This is a genomic window from Chryseomicrobium aureum, from assembly GCF_043182735.1.
In the GTDB taxonomy this organism is placed as follows: Bacteria; Bacillota; Bacilli; order Bacillales_A; family Planococcaceae; genus Chryseomicrobium; species Chryseomicrobium aureum.
In genome coordinates this window covers 2,384,763-2,398,403 of sequence record NZ_CP171117.1, presented here as the reverse complement: position 1 = coordinate 2,398,403, position 13,641 = coordinate 2,384,763, and the positions used below count along the sequence as shown (strand labels likewise).

General features: G+C 43.0%; 15 protein-coding genes. 9 read left to right on the top strand and 6 right to left on the bottom strand.

Translation table 11 applies throughout. The features are described 5' to 3' along the window. Position 1: 1 nt before the first annotated feature. From ACF3OH_RS12525 to ACF3OH_RS12510, 4 genes are all read right to left on the bottom strand, one after another. The gene (locus ACF3OH_RS12525) at positions 2 to 2,113 is read right to left on the bottom strand and encodes a heavy metal translocating P-type ATPase (protein WP_392454927.1); all 2,112 of its coding nucleotides are present in this window, start codon (positions 2,111 to 2,113) and stop codon (positions 2 to 4) included. A 133-nt stretch (positions 2,114 to 2,246) separates the two neighbouring features. Beyond that, a complete protein-coding gene (locus ACF3OH_RS12520; protein ID WP_204589426.1) occupies positions 2,247 to 2,612 on the bottom strand; it encodes a metalloregulator ArsR/SmtB family transcription factor in 366 nt (121 codons plus the stop codon). Positions 2,613 to 2,952: 340 nt separating this feature from the next. After that, positions 2,953 to 4,287, bottom strand: a complete 1,335-nt coding sequence (locus ACF3OH_RS12515; RefSeq protein ID WP_392454925.1) for a hemolysin family protein — start codon at positions 4,285 to 4,287, stop codon at positions 2,953 to 2,955. 42 nt (positions 4,288 to 4,329) lie between these two features. Next, the gene (locus ACF3OH_RS12510; RefSeq protein WP_392454924.1) at positions 4,330 to 5,658 is read right to left on the bottom strand and encodes a hemolysin family protein; all 1,329 of its coding nucleotides are present in this window, start codon (positions 5,656 to 5,658) and stop codon (positions 4,330 to 4,332) included. A gap of 506 nt (positions 5,659 to 6,164) precedes the next feature. Between ACF3OH_RS12510 and ACF3OH_RS12505 the strand changes: the two genes are divergently transcribed. Next, entirely contained in the window at positions 6,165 to 6,452 is a 288-nt protein-coding gene (locus ACF3OH_RS12505; protein ID WP_204589428.1) for a hypothetical protein, read from the top strand. 113 nt (positions 6,453 to 6,565) lie between these two features. Beyond that, entirely contained in the window at positions 6,566 to 6,952 is a 387-nt protein-coding gene (gene mscL, locus ACF3OH_RS12500; protein WP_392454922.1) for a large conductance mechanosensitive channel protein MscL, read from the top strand. Between the two features lie 91 nt (positions 6,953 to 7,043). On the opposite strand, the gene ACF3OH_RS12495 is transcribed toward mscL, so the two are convergent. Further along, positions 7,044 to 7,445, bottom strand: coding sequence for a hypothetical protein (locus tag ACF3OH_RS12495; RefSeq protein WP_392454921.1), 402 nt, complete (start codon positions 7,443 to 7,445; stop codon positions 7,044 to 7,046). A gap of 90 nt (positions 7,446 to 7,535) precedes the next feature. Continuing rightward, on the bottom strand, positions 7,536 to 8,993 hold the full coding sequence (locus tag ACF3OH_RS12490; RefSeq protein WP_392454919.1) for an MFS transporter: 1,458 nt from the start codon (positions 8,991 to 8,993) through the stop codon (positions 7,536 to 7,538). A gap of 208 nt (positions 8,994 to 9,201) precedes the next feature. On the opposite strand from ACF3OH_RS12490, the gene ACF3OH_RS12485 reads away from it, so the two are divergent. The 7 genes from ACF3OH_RS12485 (at position 9,202) to ACF3OH_RS12455 (ending at position 13,614) form a co-directional block, all read left to right on the top strand. Further along, a complete protein-coding gene (locus tag ACF3OH_RS12485; protein WP_204589433.1) occupies positions 9,202 to 9,813 on the top strand; it encodes a trimeric intracellular cation channel family protein in 612 nt (203 codons plus the stop codon). 72 nt (positions 9,814 to 9,885) lie between these two features. Then, positions 9,886 to 10,359 (top strand): hypothetical protein, encoded by a 474-nt coding sequence (locus ACF3OH_RS12480; protein ID WP_392454918.1) that lies wholly within the window; start codon positions 9,886 to 9,888, stop codon positions 10,357 to 10,359. A gap of 99 nt (positions 10,360 to 10,458) precedes the next feature. Continuing rightward, positions 10,459 to 11,124: a potassium channel family protein gene (locus tag ACF3OH_RS12475; protein WP_392454916.1), complete on the top strand. Its 666-nt coding sequence runs from the start codon at positions 10,459 to 10,461 to the stop codon at positions 11,122 to 11,124. A 22-nt stretch (positions 11,125 to 11,146) separates the two neighbouring features. Beyond that, positions 11,147 to 11,668, top strand: coding sequence for a hypothetical protein (locus ACF3OH_RS12470; RefSeq protein ID WP_392454915.1), 522 nt, complete (start codon positions 11,147 to 11,149; stop codon positions 11,666 to 11,668). 208 nt (positions 11,669 to 11,876) lie between these two features. Continuing rightward, complete coding sequence (locus ACF3OH_RS12465) at positions 11,877 to 12,215, top strand: PadR family transcriptional regulator (RefSeq protein WP_392454914.1); 339 nt, start codon at positions 11,877 to 11,879, stop codon at positions 12,213 to 12,215. Continuing rightward, complete coding sequence (locus ACF3OH_RS12460; protein WP_392454912.1) at positions 12,212 to 13,201, top strand: HAAS signaling domain-containing protein; 990 nt, start codon at positions 12,212 to 12,214, stop codon at positions 13,199 to 13,201. The genes ACF3OH_RS12465 and ACF3OH_RS12460 overlap by 4 nt, the downstream gene beginning before the upstream one ends. 62 nt (positions 13,202 to 13,263) lie before the next feature. Continuing rightward, positions 13,264 to 13,614, top strand: a complete 351-nt coding sequence (locus ACF3OH_RS12455) for a YolD-like family protein (RefSeq protein ID WP_392454911.1) — start codon at positions 13,264 to 13,266, stop codon at positions 13,612 to 13,614. The last annotated feature ends 27 nt before the right edge of the window (positions 13,615 to 13,641 follow it).

Below are 13,641 nucleotides of genomic sequence, written 5' to 3'. Positions count from 1 at the left end.
CTTATTCCTTCACGCGTAACAGACGCATGGAGTTCAGTACGACTAGTACAGTTGAACCCACGTCTGCCAACACGGCCATCCAGAGTGTTAACCAGCCTGGGATGATCAACAACAAGGCGAGCACTTTGATAGCAAAGGCAAATCCGATATTTTGTTTGATAACTGCAAGAGTTTTGCGACTGAGTCCCATCGTATAAGGGAGCTTCGTCAAATCATCTGCAAGTAGAGCGATGTCTGCGGTTTCAAGGGCTGTGTCTGTTCCAGCGCCCCCCATGGCAATTCCAACGGTCGCACTGGCAAGAGCGGGTGCATCATTCACGCCATCACCGACCATTGCGACAGAACCATGTTTCGCTTGAAGCTCGCGAATTTTTTCAAGCTTTTGCTCGGGTAGTAAGCTTGCTTCAACAGCATCAAGTCCTAGTTTTTGATTGATTGCATTAGCAGTGATCGCATTGTCTCCAGTCAACATGACAAGCTTTTCAATACCAATTTCTTTCAAGCGTTCAATGACTGATGGGCTGACACTCCGGAGTGGGTCGGCTACAGCTACTAGACCAAGTAGTTGTGAATCGTCTCCGAGAACCATCACCGTTTTTCCGTTTTGTTGCAAGTTTCCAATAGTCCATTCGAGTTCAGGTGTAAACTCTTTGTGGTCTATAAATAATTCTGGACTTCCGATTTGAACGAGTTGCCCTTCAATCATACCTTGGGCACCTTTTCCTGTTAGAGAACGAAATTCGGATACCTGAACTGCAGGAATTCCTTGAGATTCCCCGTACCGTACAATCGCAGAAGCTAGTGGATGCTGCGAAAACTGTTCGATTCCAGCCGCAAATGCAATGACTTGCTCAGATGTATACGAGTGAAAAGGAATAATGTCTGTCACGGCAGGGCGCCCTTCCGATAAAGTGCCTGTCTTATCAAATGCGATAGCACGAATACGCCCGAGCTCTTCTAAATAGACGCCACCTTTAATCAATACACCGTTCTTTGCAGCATTGCCAATAGCTGTGACGATTGCAACGGGAGTAGAAACGACAAGTGCACAAGGACATCCTACGACTAAAACTGTTAGCCCTCGATAAATCCATTCCGACCAATCTCCTGAAAATGCAAGAGGAGGGAGGACGGCAACAAAGAGCGCGATCAGTACTATTGCGGGTGTATAATATGCAGCGAAGCGATCGACAAACTGTTGGGAAGGTGCTTTTTCAGCTTGTGCTTCTTCTACGAGATGAATAATCTTAGCAATTGTTGTATCTTCGACGCGTTTTGTTACGGTTACTTCTAAGAATCCTTCTTCATTTAAAGAGCCTGCAAAGACTTCATCGCCAACTTGTTTGAACTTCGGCATAGATTCCCCAGTAATGGCCGCTTCATTGATAGCAGATTCACCAGACGCTACAATTCCGTCCATCGCAATTTTCTGACCAGGCTTCACAAGCAGAGTATCCCCAATTTGAATGTCGTTTACATCTAAAGTGAGCAGTTGATCCTTGCGTCGTATGATTGCTTCGCTTGGTGCAATGTCCATAAGACTGCGTATGGACTGACGAGCTCTATCCATCGAATATCCTTCCAGTGCTTCACTAAGAGCAAAAAGTAATACGACAACGGCACCTTCTTGCCATTCACCTATGAGGGCTGCCCCAATGATGGCAATCGTCATCAATGTCTTCATATCAAACTCAAAGCGTACGAGATTTGAAAAGCCTATACGGAACAAAGATAGCCCGCCAACCACAATTGCCGTGATGTAGAGTCCGATTGCTGTCCAGTCCGGTGCTGGCGTTCCGTGGTCTACAAAAAGAGCAGCTAGTAAAAAGAACAATGAAAAAACTGTGGCTCGGTTTTCAGATGAAGCCCAAAAAGAACGTTTCTCACGCTGTACAGGTCGTTTAGAGTCTTCATACACTCGGATTCCGTCAAAAGCACCAGCTTTTTCAAGCTGCTCAATCGTGACATCTCCAGTGATTGTGAGTTTGGAAGCACCAAAATTTAAGTGGAGGTCTTTAACAGTCTCGATTTCTTTGATATTTTTTTCGAATTTAGCCGCGCAGTTTGTACACGACAAGCCTTCTAATCGGTAGACATGAGGTTGTGTAGGCATGTCATTCACTTCCTTTACATTCAAATGAACGTTTGATTGACTTTAGTATATACTCGTTACTAGGATGTGTCAATGATATTCAAATGAACATTTGAATAAAAAGTCTCTAGTTCATTGCGAACTAGAGACGAGATTATTCATTATGATGTTCGATTGCGATTTTTACTAAATCGGTGATGTGGTGGTCTTTTACCGAATAATAGACAAGCTTACCTTGTTTACGGTTCTTTGCAATCCCCATTGTACGTAGTAAGCGCAGGTGATGAGAGGCTGTTGCGGTTGACGTACCAATAATGGCTGCTACATCACAAACACATAGTTCATCTTCTTGTGTCAAAGCATAGATGATCTTCATCCGTGTGGCATCTGACAAAGCTTTAAATATAGTTTCAACACCCTCTACTTGATGGATGAGGGGGGTGACACGTTCAACTACTTCAGGATGCGTACATTCCACTTCGCAGCTATCAGACGTTTGTTTCTTTACATGTTGCGTCATTTTAAATCGCTTCCTTTAAACTAGGTTGCTTTTAGTATAGCAAACCTATTTATTCCAAACATCTTCATAGCTTGGCGTTTTTTCATACAATTAGTGTAGCACGTTTACGATGCCTTATACAAAAAGAGGCAGGGACATAACTCAGTTAATTCCACAAATGAAGTTAAAGATAACAAAATGAAAAGTGTGTAGGGGTGACTCCAGCGGGATTATAAGCGGAAGCTGAGACCGAGGCTCAGCCCGCGCCCGCGGAACGCTTCCCCTACACCCAATAGAACATACAAAAAGGGAGTTTCTCATGACGAAAAACTCCCTTTGCTGGGTTTTGTCACAGCCTCTTTTATTCTTCTTCAGATAAAGAGTTAGATGTCTCCGGCAAATCCGGGAGCGTTAATAAAACGCGCTCTACATGATTTTGCTCGAATTCAATAACGCGTAATTGGAAGTTGTGTTCTGAAAACGAATCGCCTTGTTGGACATCGAGTGAACGTGCATGGATCCAACCGGCAATCGTCTCGATATCTTCAGATTCTTCGAAGTGAATAGAGAAACGTTCCGTCAAGTCGGACAATAGAACACGCCCGTCGACTTCATATTGACGTGGGCCGATCTCATGGATATCATCGACTTCATCCGTATCAAACTCATCACGAATTTCTCCGACAATCTCTTCAAGGACGTCTTCAAGTGTCAACATCCCGGCAGTACCACCGTATTCATCGACAACCAATACCATGTGCGCATGGTTGGCTTTCATTGTTGCAAAGGTTTTATCAAGCTGTGTCGTTTCAGAGACAACAGGAAGAGGCTTCACATAAGACGCAAAATCTTGAAGGGTTTCTGCAGCGATCTCAAGTAAGATTTCTTTCGCATTGATGTACCCAATAATTTTGTCTTTGTCGTAGTCTTCTGTAATCGCATATCGTGTAAATTGATGCTCTTCAAATTCTTGAAGCATTTCTTCATGGGTTGTTGCGATATCGATGGTTTCCATTTTTGTGCGGGGCACCATCAAATCACGTGCGACATGCTCATCAAATGCAAAGATATTATGCATAAAAGCAATCTCGGTTTGGTTCAATTCTCCACTTTTAAAACTCTGTGCCATGAGAATCTTTAACTCTTCTTCAGAGTGTGCTGTATCATGTCCTGCTGGCTTTACACCAAACAGACTCAATAAAAGACGACCAGATCCATTCAAGAACCAGATAAAGGGGAACATGATTTTTCCGAACCAATAGAGCGGGCGCGATAGCAATAAAGTCATGCGTTCTGCAAATTGGATAGCCAACGTTTTCGGTGCTAGTTCACCTACTACAACGTGTAAAAATGTCACAAGTGAGAACGCTAGCAGAAATGATAGTACCGAGATCACAGAAGCTGGCAAATCATACTGTTGAAACACTGGGTAAAGAAGTAATTCTACAGTCGGTTTTCCTAAAAATCCAAGGCCAAGAGCGGTAACTGTTATACCTAACTGGCAGGCAGATAGATAGTAATCTAAGTCAGACGTCACTTTTTTTGCAAGTACAGCACTTTGATTTCCTTCTGCAATCAACTGGTCGAGTCGAGATGAACGTACTTTAACTACAGCGAATTCAGAGCCTACAAAAAAGGCGGTTGCTGCAATTAAAAACACAATCATAAATAAATTAAATGCTATTTCTATGTCCAAATGGTCCCCTAAAAGGGTGACACCTCCATTAAATTGAGTAAATTAAAGTTCTTCTGATAGCTCAGGTAATTTTGGAATGATTTGCAATCGAGCAGACTCCATATGGTGTTGCTCTACTTCAACAGCTTCTACTGAAAATGTTTCAGTCGCTACAGTATCACCTGTCTCGAGTTCAAGTTTTTGTGTCTGCATCCACCCAGAGAGGGTATCGATGTTTTCAGAGTCCTCGAACTGAAGATTGAATTTTTCTTGCAACTCATCTAACAACACGCGGCCCTGCACGATATAAGTGTTGTCGCCAATTTCCTGAATATCATCTACTTCATCTTCATCAAATTCATCTCGTATCTCTCCCACGATTTCTTCAAGTAAATCTTCAAGTGTCACGATACCGGCAGTACCACCGAATTCATCGACAACTAGGGCGATATGAGATTGTCTTGTCTTCATCAATTCAAAGATTTCAACTAATGGTGTCGTTTCCACGATGACAGGGATTTCTTTAATAAAATGTTGAAGCCCATGCTCTTTTTTTGTTGCAAGAGCTGTGAGCATTTCTTTTACATTGATATACCCAATGATATGGTCTTTGTCGAGATTTTCTGTTACAGGGTAACGAGTAAATTGGTGTTCACTGAAAAAATCGATTAATTCTTGGCGTGTGGATTCAAGTGAGACCGTTTCAATCTTTGTACGTGGAATCATTAAATCTTTTGCAACGCGTGAATCGAACGAAAACACATTTTGCATGAACGCAAGCTCCGTTTGATTGATCTCCCCACTTTGATAACTGTGGGTCATAATAATCTTTAACTCTTCTTGAGAGTGGGCCAGTTCTTGTGCAGAAGGTTTTACGCCGAATAGACGAAGTAAAAGACGAGCTGATCCGTTTAACGTCCAAATGAACGGGAACATGATTTTTCCGAACCAATACAGCGGTTTTGCAAGAAGTAAGGTCATCGGTTCTGCGAATTGAATAGCGAGTGTCTTCGGTGCTAGTTCTCCTATAACAACGTATAAAAATGTTACTGAGCTAAAAGCGATACCGAATGAAAGTACAGAAACGAATGGATCGCCGATACCGAGACTTTCAAATGTAGGGTGCAACAATTTTTCAACAGTTGGTTCCCCGAGCCATCCTAAACCGAGTGCCGTGACGGTGATACCCAGCCGACATGCAGACAAATAATAATCCAAGTTTGTTGTAATCCGCTTTGCGAGTGCAGCTGTTTGATTGCCTTCTGAAATTAATTGATCCAATCGTGACATACGCACTTTAACGACTGCGAACTCAGATCCTACGAAAAAAGCTGTGAGTGCAATCAATAAAGCTACCAATCCTAAGTTAAGCCATAATATACTACTGTCCAATAGGTCCCCTAAAAGGGTGACACCTCCGTAAATGTATGTTGTAATGTGGCTCTTTCAACTATGTAATCCAGCGCCTAGCGTTGCGTGCGTAAACAGCAGGTGTCTGTTGAAAGGGGGCCGTGTGTTTGTGAGTGGTAAAGAGACAAATTCGTTAATTTCGCCATTTTACCAGAACGGAAAATATCCTTCCCAAGTAGAGCACCTCCCATTTTTTCAAATTAAGACTACTTTACCATATTCAAAATTGTCCGTACAGTAGAACGTAGCTTATATATAAGAAGGAAAAGAAAGTATGAAACCTTTTCAATTGGACATACGTCCAAAGTATTATAAGAAAAGCAGAAACAAATAGCGTTCTACACATCTAGAATGAAATCGAGTTGCACCTCCTAGAAATCCCGCAAGAAGCCATCGCGGTCTATGAAGTAAAGAGCGCTTCACAGCCCACGCTGTCATCTCGCACAATTTCTGAACAGTCGGCTCTACATCTAAAAGGAGTGAAAACAATGGTGACCTTAGTCCATGTGGCTAGTTTGGTTTCGATCGTGGCAGTTTCATTGTTAAAAGATACTTCGGACCGAGAAGTTCGAAGAAATATAAATGCTCTGCGCAACAAAATTTGGTTTCAAATGTATTGGAATGATGAACAGTCGCGAGAGTTAATTGAATCCGACGAACAACTGAAAAAGTTGATTGGCTGTATGAATCGTGAGAAGTTGAGTAAGCAGCGTTACGAAGCATGGCAAAGAAAGAAGTTTGTTACGATGATTGAAAAGAAAATGGCAGAAGCGTAAGGATAGTAGAGCAGTCTCTCCAGGGGCTGCTTTTTTATTCGAAAAAGTTGCTATCAATTTGTTTTCTGCTTTCGTATAATCAAAAGAAATGGCTGTGAAAGGTAGGGATAGGGATGTGGAATGATTTTAAAGCGTTTGCGTTTAAAGGCAACGTGTTAGAACTTGCGATTGCAGTTGTAATTGGAGCGGCATTTGGGAAAATCGTGTCTTCACTTGTTGAGAACATCATTACCCCAATCATCGGATTGATTATGGGCGGTGTAGACTTCTCAGGTCTTGCAATCTCTGTGGGTGACGCAAATGTTACATATGGTGTGTTTATTCAATCGATTATCGATTTCGTAATCGTTGCATTTGCCATCTTTATGTTTGTTCGTCTGCTTGGTCGCTTTAAGCGAAAAGAAGAAGTGAAGCCGGAAGAAGGCCCGACGATTGATTCAAAAGAAGAGTTACTCATTGAGATTAGGGATTTACTTAAACAACAAAATACACCACGTTAAAGAGACTCCGCCTGGGAATTGTTAATTTCCTGGCGGTTTTTTACCGGTATGGCATTTTCATCGTGCTATCGTTGGAAGTATGCTGAAACAGCTACTCCCGAATGATGATATGCAACCCTTCTATTTGAAGTTGGGGGCGATCCACTAAAAATAAGCGGTTGTAATAGGCAAGACGTGAGTTGATATGGCGCTGTTCATGCTCTGACCAATAGGCAAGAGATTGCCCAGACTCTAAACAAAATGGCGTGTCTTCTACGTAGAGACGGCCAACAGACCCACGTACGACCTCTCCTGCGTAGAGGACAGGATCTGTTCCTTGGCGAATCAATAAAGCAAGTTCTTTTGTTTTTTCACTGACTGTCCGTTGGAAAGTGGAGGATGAGAAATGGGATTCTTCATAGGCATAACTTTCAAATAGGTTGGCGAGTTGGCGAAGCTCTTGAGCAATGGGTTTCAATGCAGGGTTGTGTACACGCTCGGTTGAGTACAACAAAGTCATCACTCCTCTATAAGAACATTTGTTCTATTTTAGCATGTGAAATGTAAAACAACAAGCTTTTTTCAAATACAAAAAAGAGCGCTCCTACTCGGAACGCTCTTTTGTAGTGGTTGAAAGTAAGCCACTGAACACGGCTCCTGCTGTAAGAACAACAGCCGTTACAGTAAATAGCGTCGACAGGTTCGAACTGATAAATGCGAGTCCAGACGAACCCAATACGACACCTAATGAGAAAAAGGCATAAAAATAACCATACGCCCGACCACGATTTCCTTCACTTGTACCTTTATATAGGAATACATTAATAGAAGGAAATGTAAAAGCAAATCCAATCCCGTAAACGAAAAGAATTCCATAGAAGACCGCAAGAGATTCCGCCATGCCAAGAGCAAACTGTGCGGCACCGATTAACACCAATCCAATTCGGAAATTTGTAAGTGCGGGCCATTGATCGAATAGGCGACGCGCAGGTGAAATAAAAATCAAAACAGCGGTCAATCCGAATACACTTAATAATGTTCCGCTAACACTGGAGCTGAATCCAAGTTCTTCTACACGAAGTGGAAGTAGATAGGCAAGTGCGCCTTGCGAAAACATCATCAAAAATGCACCACCGAACGCTCCAACTAGAGCAGGATGAAAGGGAAGTCTGGCGGGTCGAGTGGTACTTCGATTAAACAATTGCCCTCGCAAAACCACAAAAGCGGCAAGTAAGAGAAACCCACCAAATAAACCGACCGTTCGCAACACAAAAGGAGCGGACGTCTGAGTCGCCATGATCCCGCTAAACGCCGGGCCGATAATAGCTGCAGCTCCTACAAACGCACCGGTAATAGCATTCTCACTGCCGGCCCGCCCCTCTTTACTTTGATTTGCTACAAATGTGAATGCTGCTGGAACGATGAACCCTCCGATAAATCCGTGGAAGAAACGGACAATCAACAAGGCTTCTGGCGTGTCAACAAATGAATATGTACCAAGTAGTATCGATGTACCTGTAAGACCAATCACAAGAAGTCTATAAGGTCCAAAGCGATCTGTTAAAAGACCTGCCAGTAAATTGCCACCCGTATTAGAAAATGAGTACATCCCTACAGCGATTCCAGCAACGAAGGTAGAGGCGCCTAAGCTTGTGGCAAACGTGCTCATAATAGGGAGTTGAGCAAACAAATCCATGAATGAAAAGAAGATGATGGCATACACGAGCCAAAGTACCGGGAACGCGCGTGTCTTAAATGCAGCTTCTCGCTTTTTCACAGCCCGGTCAAGTACAAAATTAGCAAATGGAATAAAAGCTGCTCCGATACCCAGCAAGCTCCAGTAGATCTTCCATCCGACAGTCACTTGTACAATGACGATGCTCATAACATATGCAATGAAAATGGCACCATGAATCGAGCCCACATAGGTCACTGCGAGCGGCAGGTCGGCAAGATATTTTAATGGCACCGCAATGCCCAATAGGATAAGTAAGGATACTCCATCAGCCAATCCGAAAAAACGGAATAGACGAATCGGGAGATACTGTTTATTTTGGAACACCTAAAACCCTTCTTTCTTTATCTGCTTTCAGTATTTCATAGAAGAATTTCCTAAGCAAGTTACGAAATTCAAACGATTTTCCTATGATATGTCTTTATGACATTTGAAACCCTGCAATTCTTTTATTAAAAAAATTATGCTATGATAACACGAGTGAATTCAAAGGTCTGACCTATTCGCAAATGGATATATAGAGGAGTAATGCCCAGTGGTTTGGGATGTATTAAATGTTATTGGCACTTTAGCCTTTTGTATAAGTGGAGCACTTGTCGCAATGGAAGTAAAATATGACATCATGGGCATCTACATTTTAGGGTTGATTACAGCGTTTGGCGGGGGAGCTGTGCGCAATCTGATGATTGGACTTCCAGTAGCAGATGTATGGCAACAGACGCCCCTCTTCATTATCGCACTCGTGGCAATGACCCTGTTCATTTTATTGCCGAAGAGTTTCATCTTCCACATGAAAGAATGGTCGATATTTGACGCAATAGGCTTGTCGGCTTTTGCTGTACAAGGTGCTATGGCTGCTCAATCAATGGATATGCCCTTGCTTGCTGTGATGTTTGCCGCATCCATTACTGGTGCTGGTGGAGGAATTATTCGGGACGTCCTTGCGCAGAAGCGGCCTAGCGTGTTTACGAAAGAAGTCTATTTACTATGGGCGATTGTGGCAGGCTTTATTATCGGAATGGACTGGATTACTTCAGACATAGGGCTCTATTTAGTGTTTGCCGGCATATTAGCTCTACGTTTACTCTCCCAACGTTGTAACTGGAATTTGCCAGTGCGCGAATTGGGTGGCCCTGAGAGTAATTAATGGTTGACACCTCCTTTTTATGGTAAAATAAAATCGTAACTTGTCGAAAGTCGCTGTAGAAGGAGTGATTCGATGCAAGCCCGTTTAGTAAAGCGTGAACGTAGCTACATGGTGGGAATTTCCGTATCGATTCCTCGCTCGACTAATCAGACTATTAAACTTAATAAAACTGTCATGAAGCGACTCGTTTCTTTGCAAAGATATTTGACGATACAAGGGACTGAGGAAATTATTGCATTGTGTCCTGTGTCACCCCTGACTTCTCTAAATCAAGAGTGGATTATTGGGTACCATGTGCCTCACCGTTTTCCTGTAAACAAGGAGTTCAGCCTTCACGAAATGCCAGGTGGAACTTATTTTGTAGGGACTCGGGGAACAAAACTTGAAACCATCTATGATACAATGCAAAATCATTGGATCATGACGGAGATGTACGACCAGCTTCCGACCTTATTTGAACGCTATACAATTGCTGGGGACAACAAACGAATCGAAGTATATAGTCGCGTTCGACCAAAAATCTCAGAACAACAACATTACGCATAAATTAGACATTTCTCGCATTTGTGAGGAATGTTTTTTTGATTGACAAAGAATACTTGGAGGAGTACGTTATTCCTATTCAAAGAGCGAGGGTGAATTGGTATGAAGGATAGAGATTTAACATTTGCTGTATTTGGACTTGGCCGTTTTGGTGGCAGTCTCGTGAAAGAACTTGCAGAAATGAAGCAAGAGATACTCGCTGTCGATTTAAATCCGGAGAGAGTCGATTACTACTCGCAATACGCTACGCAAGCTGTGGTGGCTAGTGGGTACGATGAAAAAACATTGCGGGCATTTGGTGTACGAAATATTGATCATGCATTTGTGTCGTTCGGGGAAGATATCCAAGCGAGCGTGCTCACGACGATGGTATTAAAAGAACTTGGCGTACCCAAAGTATGGGCAAAGGCACATGATGAAAATCATGGCAAAATTCTTGAGAAAATCGGTGCAGATCGTGTCATTCACCCAGAGCGTGATATGGCCAAACGAATTACGCATAACTTGCATTCGTCAAAAATTATCGATTTTATCGAACTTTCCAATTCGTTTAGTATTGCCGAAATTAAAGTAACCGAGCGTTCTATCGGCAAAAAGTTATCGGAGCTTGACTTGCAAAAACGATTTAATGTAAATTTGGTGGCCATCCAACGCGGACAACAAACAATTCTTAGTTTTACAGAAGACGAGGAAGTGCAACGAGGCGATTTAATTGTGGTCATCGGGAACAACGATGATATTGAGAACTTTGATGAGGGCGGTTCATAACCTATAGAAGAAGGCGAATCTCATGAAAAAATGGCACTATATCAACCCTGAAAATTATTCACCTGCGGCTATTATAGCGTTGAGTTTTTTAGTTACTATTTTTACAGGCACTGCTTTGTTAAATTTGCCGATTGCACATATAGGGGAGTTAAGCGTTATAGACGCATTTTTCTTTGCTACGTCTGCCACGACAGTAACAGGGCTCGGCGTAGCAGATACTGCTACAACATTCACCACGTTTGGTGAGGTCGTGTTAATGTTTTTGATGCAATTTGGTGGAATAGGGTTTATTGTCGTGTTAGAAGTTGTTCAGAAGAAACGATTCCGGGAGTGGAGTCTCCATACAAAACTAATGATCAGTGGGACATTAGTTGTCAATGCTCTTGCGATGGCTTCTTGCGGGATTTCTAGGAGGTGCAACTCGATTCCATTTAGATGTGGAGCCGACTGTTCAGAAACTCCGGCACTTACAAAAGAGATTTCTCTTTTGTGGGTGCCGGTTTTTTTAGTTGTACGCGGGGAGCGGTCGTTATGGAACAAGTGATTCGATTTATAGACCAAGAAACTCACTTTCTACGACAAGTAAATCTATTTGTAGAGCTGAAGTCGTTTTATGGAAACTAATCAAACATGCTAACTTCTTTATTACTCAAGATCTTGCTAGTAAGTTTTTAGATGATTCCTAGATTGACAAATGATGTACATCGAACTATAGTGTATGATATACAGTATAAACAAAAGGAGGGAATTCGATGACAGACAGAGTCAGCCCACTTCTCACCGAATTGCGCCGGGGAACACTGACATTAGCCGTTCTCAGCCAGCTCAAAGTCCCGCAATACGGTTATTCACTCGTGCAAGCACTCGAGCAATCGTCCGTCTCCATTGATCAAAGTACACTTTATCCGCTCCTACGCCGACTTGAAAAACAACAACTTGTCACTAGCACATGGGATACAACAGAAAGCCGACCGCGCAAATATTATGTCCTCACCGCATTAGGAGAAGAAATACTTGAACAGCTTTATCAAGAATGGAAGCAGATGTCGGAGAACCTACAGAACTTACTCGAAGGAGGAGAAGAGGTATGATATACCGAGACGCCTATATTGCAGAAGTCACAAAAAGGCTGCCACAGACCATGCGTGAAGATGTTGCCCTTGAACTAGAATCAACGATTGCTGATATGACCTCGGATAACCCGTCCCAAGAAGAACTGTTCGATGCCTTGCGTCAACTCGGAGATCCGGTTATTTTAGCCTCACGTTATTTAGAGCGTCCGCTTCACTTGATTGGACCAGCGCTCTATCCAACATTTTTGTCCATATTGAAAATTGTTTTTCCGATTGCACTACTAGTCAGCGGAATCACAGCACTCCTTGGAGTACTAGTGAGTTTCTCGGAAGAATTTTCTTGGGGACAAGCCGTCATTCAGGGAATTCTACAAGTAGTCGGTTCCATGCTGGCAGCTGGCATTCAATCCGTATTTTGGGTAGGGTTAGTCTTCGCCTTGATTGAACGCTACAGTTCATCTCGAGATTCTCTTCCGCTATCTAAGTGGGATCCGACGCAACTTAAGCCGCTCACCACGCCAAAGCGTCAAATTTCTCGTGCTTCAGTCGTTGGAGGGTTTGTTTGGACAGCCATCTGGGTCGGTATCTATTTGAATGCCTCCAATTTATTGAGACTCTATTGGGAAGATCAGTCCATGCCGTTATTGAACGAGGAAGCATTACGGTTTTTCCTACCCGCTGTCATTGCGCTCGCTGCCATTGAAGTCGGTTTTGGGATTTATAAATGGGTGAAGAGTTATTGGACGGTTCCGATGGCGCTTTGGAACCTCGTCTTTAATTTGTTTTGGGTGATTGGAACGATTTTGTTCTTAACCCATCCAGACCTGTTTTCTCAAGAAGCGCTTTTGCAGTTTGGGCAGGTACTGGATCAGACAGAAGCAGAGACAGAGTCCATGAAAAATTGGGCAGTGTGGACATTGCTGATCACCTTCATTGTTATTGCTACACTGGATACGGTAGAAGGGTTCTTGAAAACTCGAACAAGCCCGCGCAAGAAAAAATAACCATTGCATAAAATAGAACGTTTGTTCTATACTGATTGTGAATGCTGGAGGAGGTGACGAGGATGGAAAGACCCGACCCTTCCCGAATTCGCGATCGGGGAAAGATCAAATGGACGGCGATGATGTTACCAGAGCATGTGGCGATGATTCGTGAGTACATCGCAAACGATGGCAAGGTGGAAAGGCCTGTACTCGATGAATGGGACCTGCGCCAACTAGAAGAGTCGATAGGCCTTGCCCTTGCACAAAATGCAGACATCAAACTCAAGTATTGGCGGGATGGGGAATTTCACATTCGAGGCGGAAAGATCAAGCGTGTCGATGCGACGCGACGTCTTTTGTATGTGGAAGATCCATTCGATACAACCGCTTATTCGCTTGAAGATATCATCGATGTCACTTTGCTGGACTGACTATGTCGTCAAAAAACCACTTCCTGT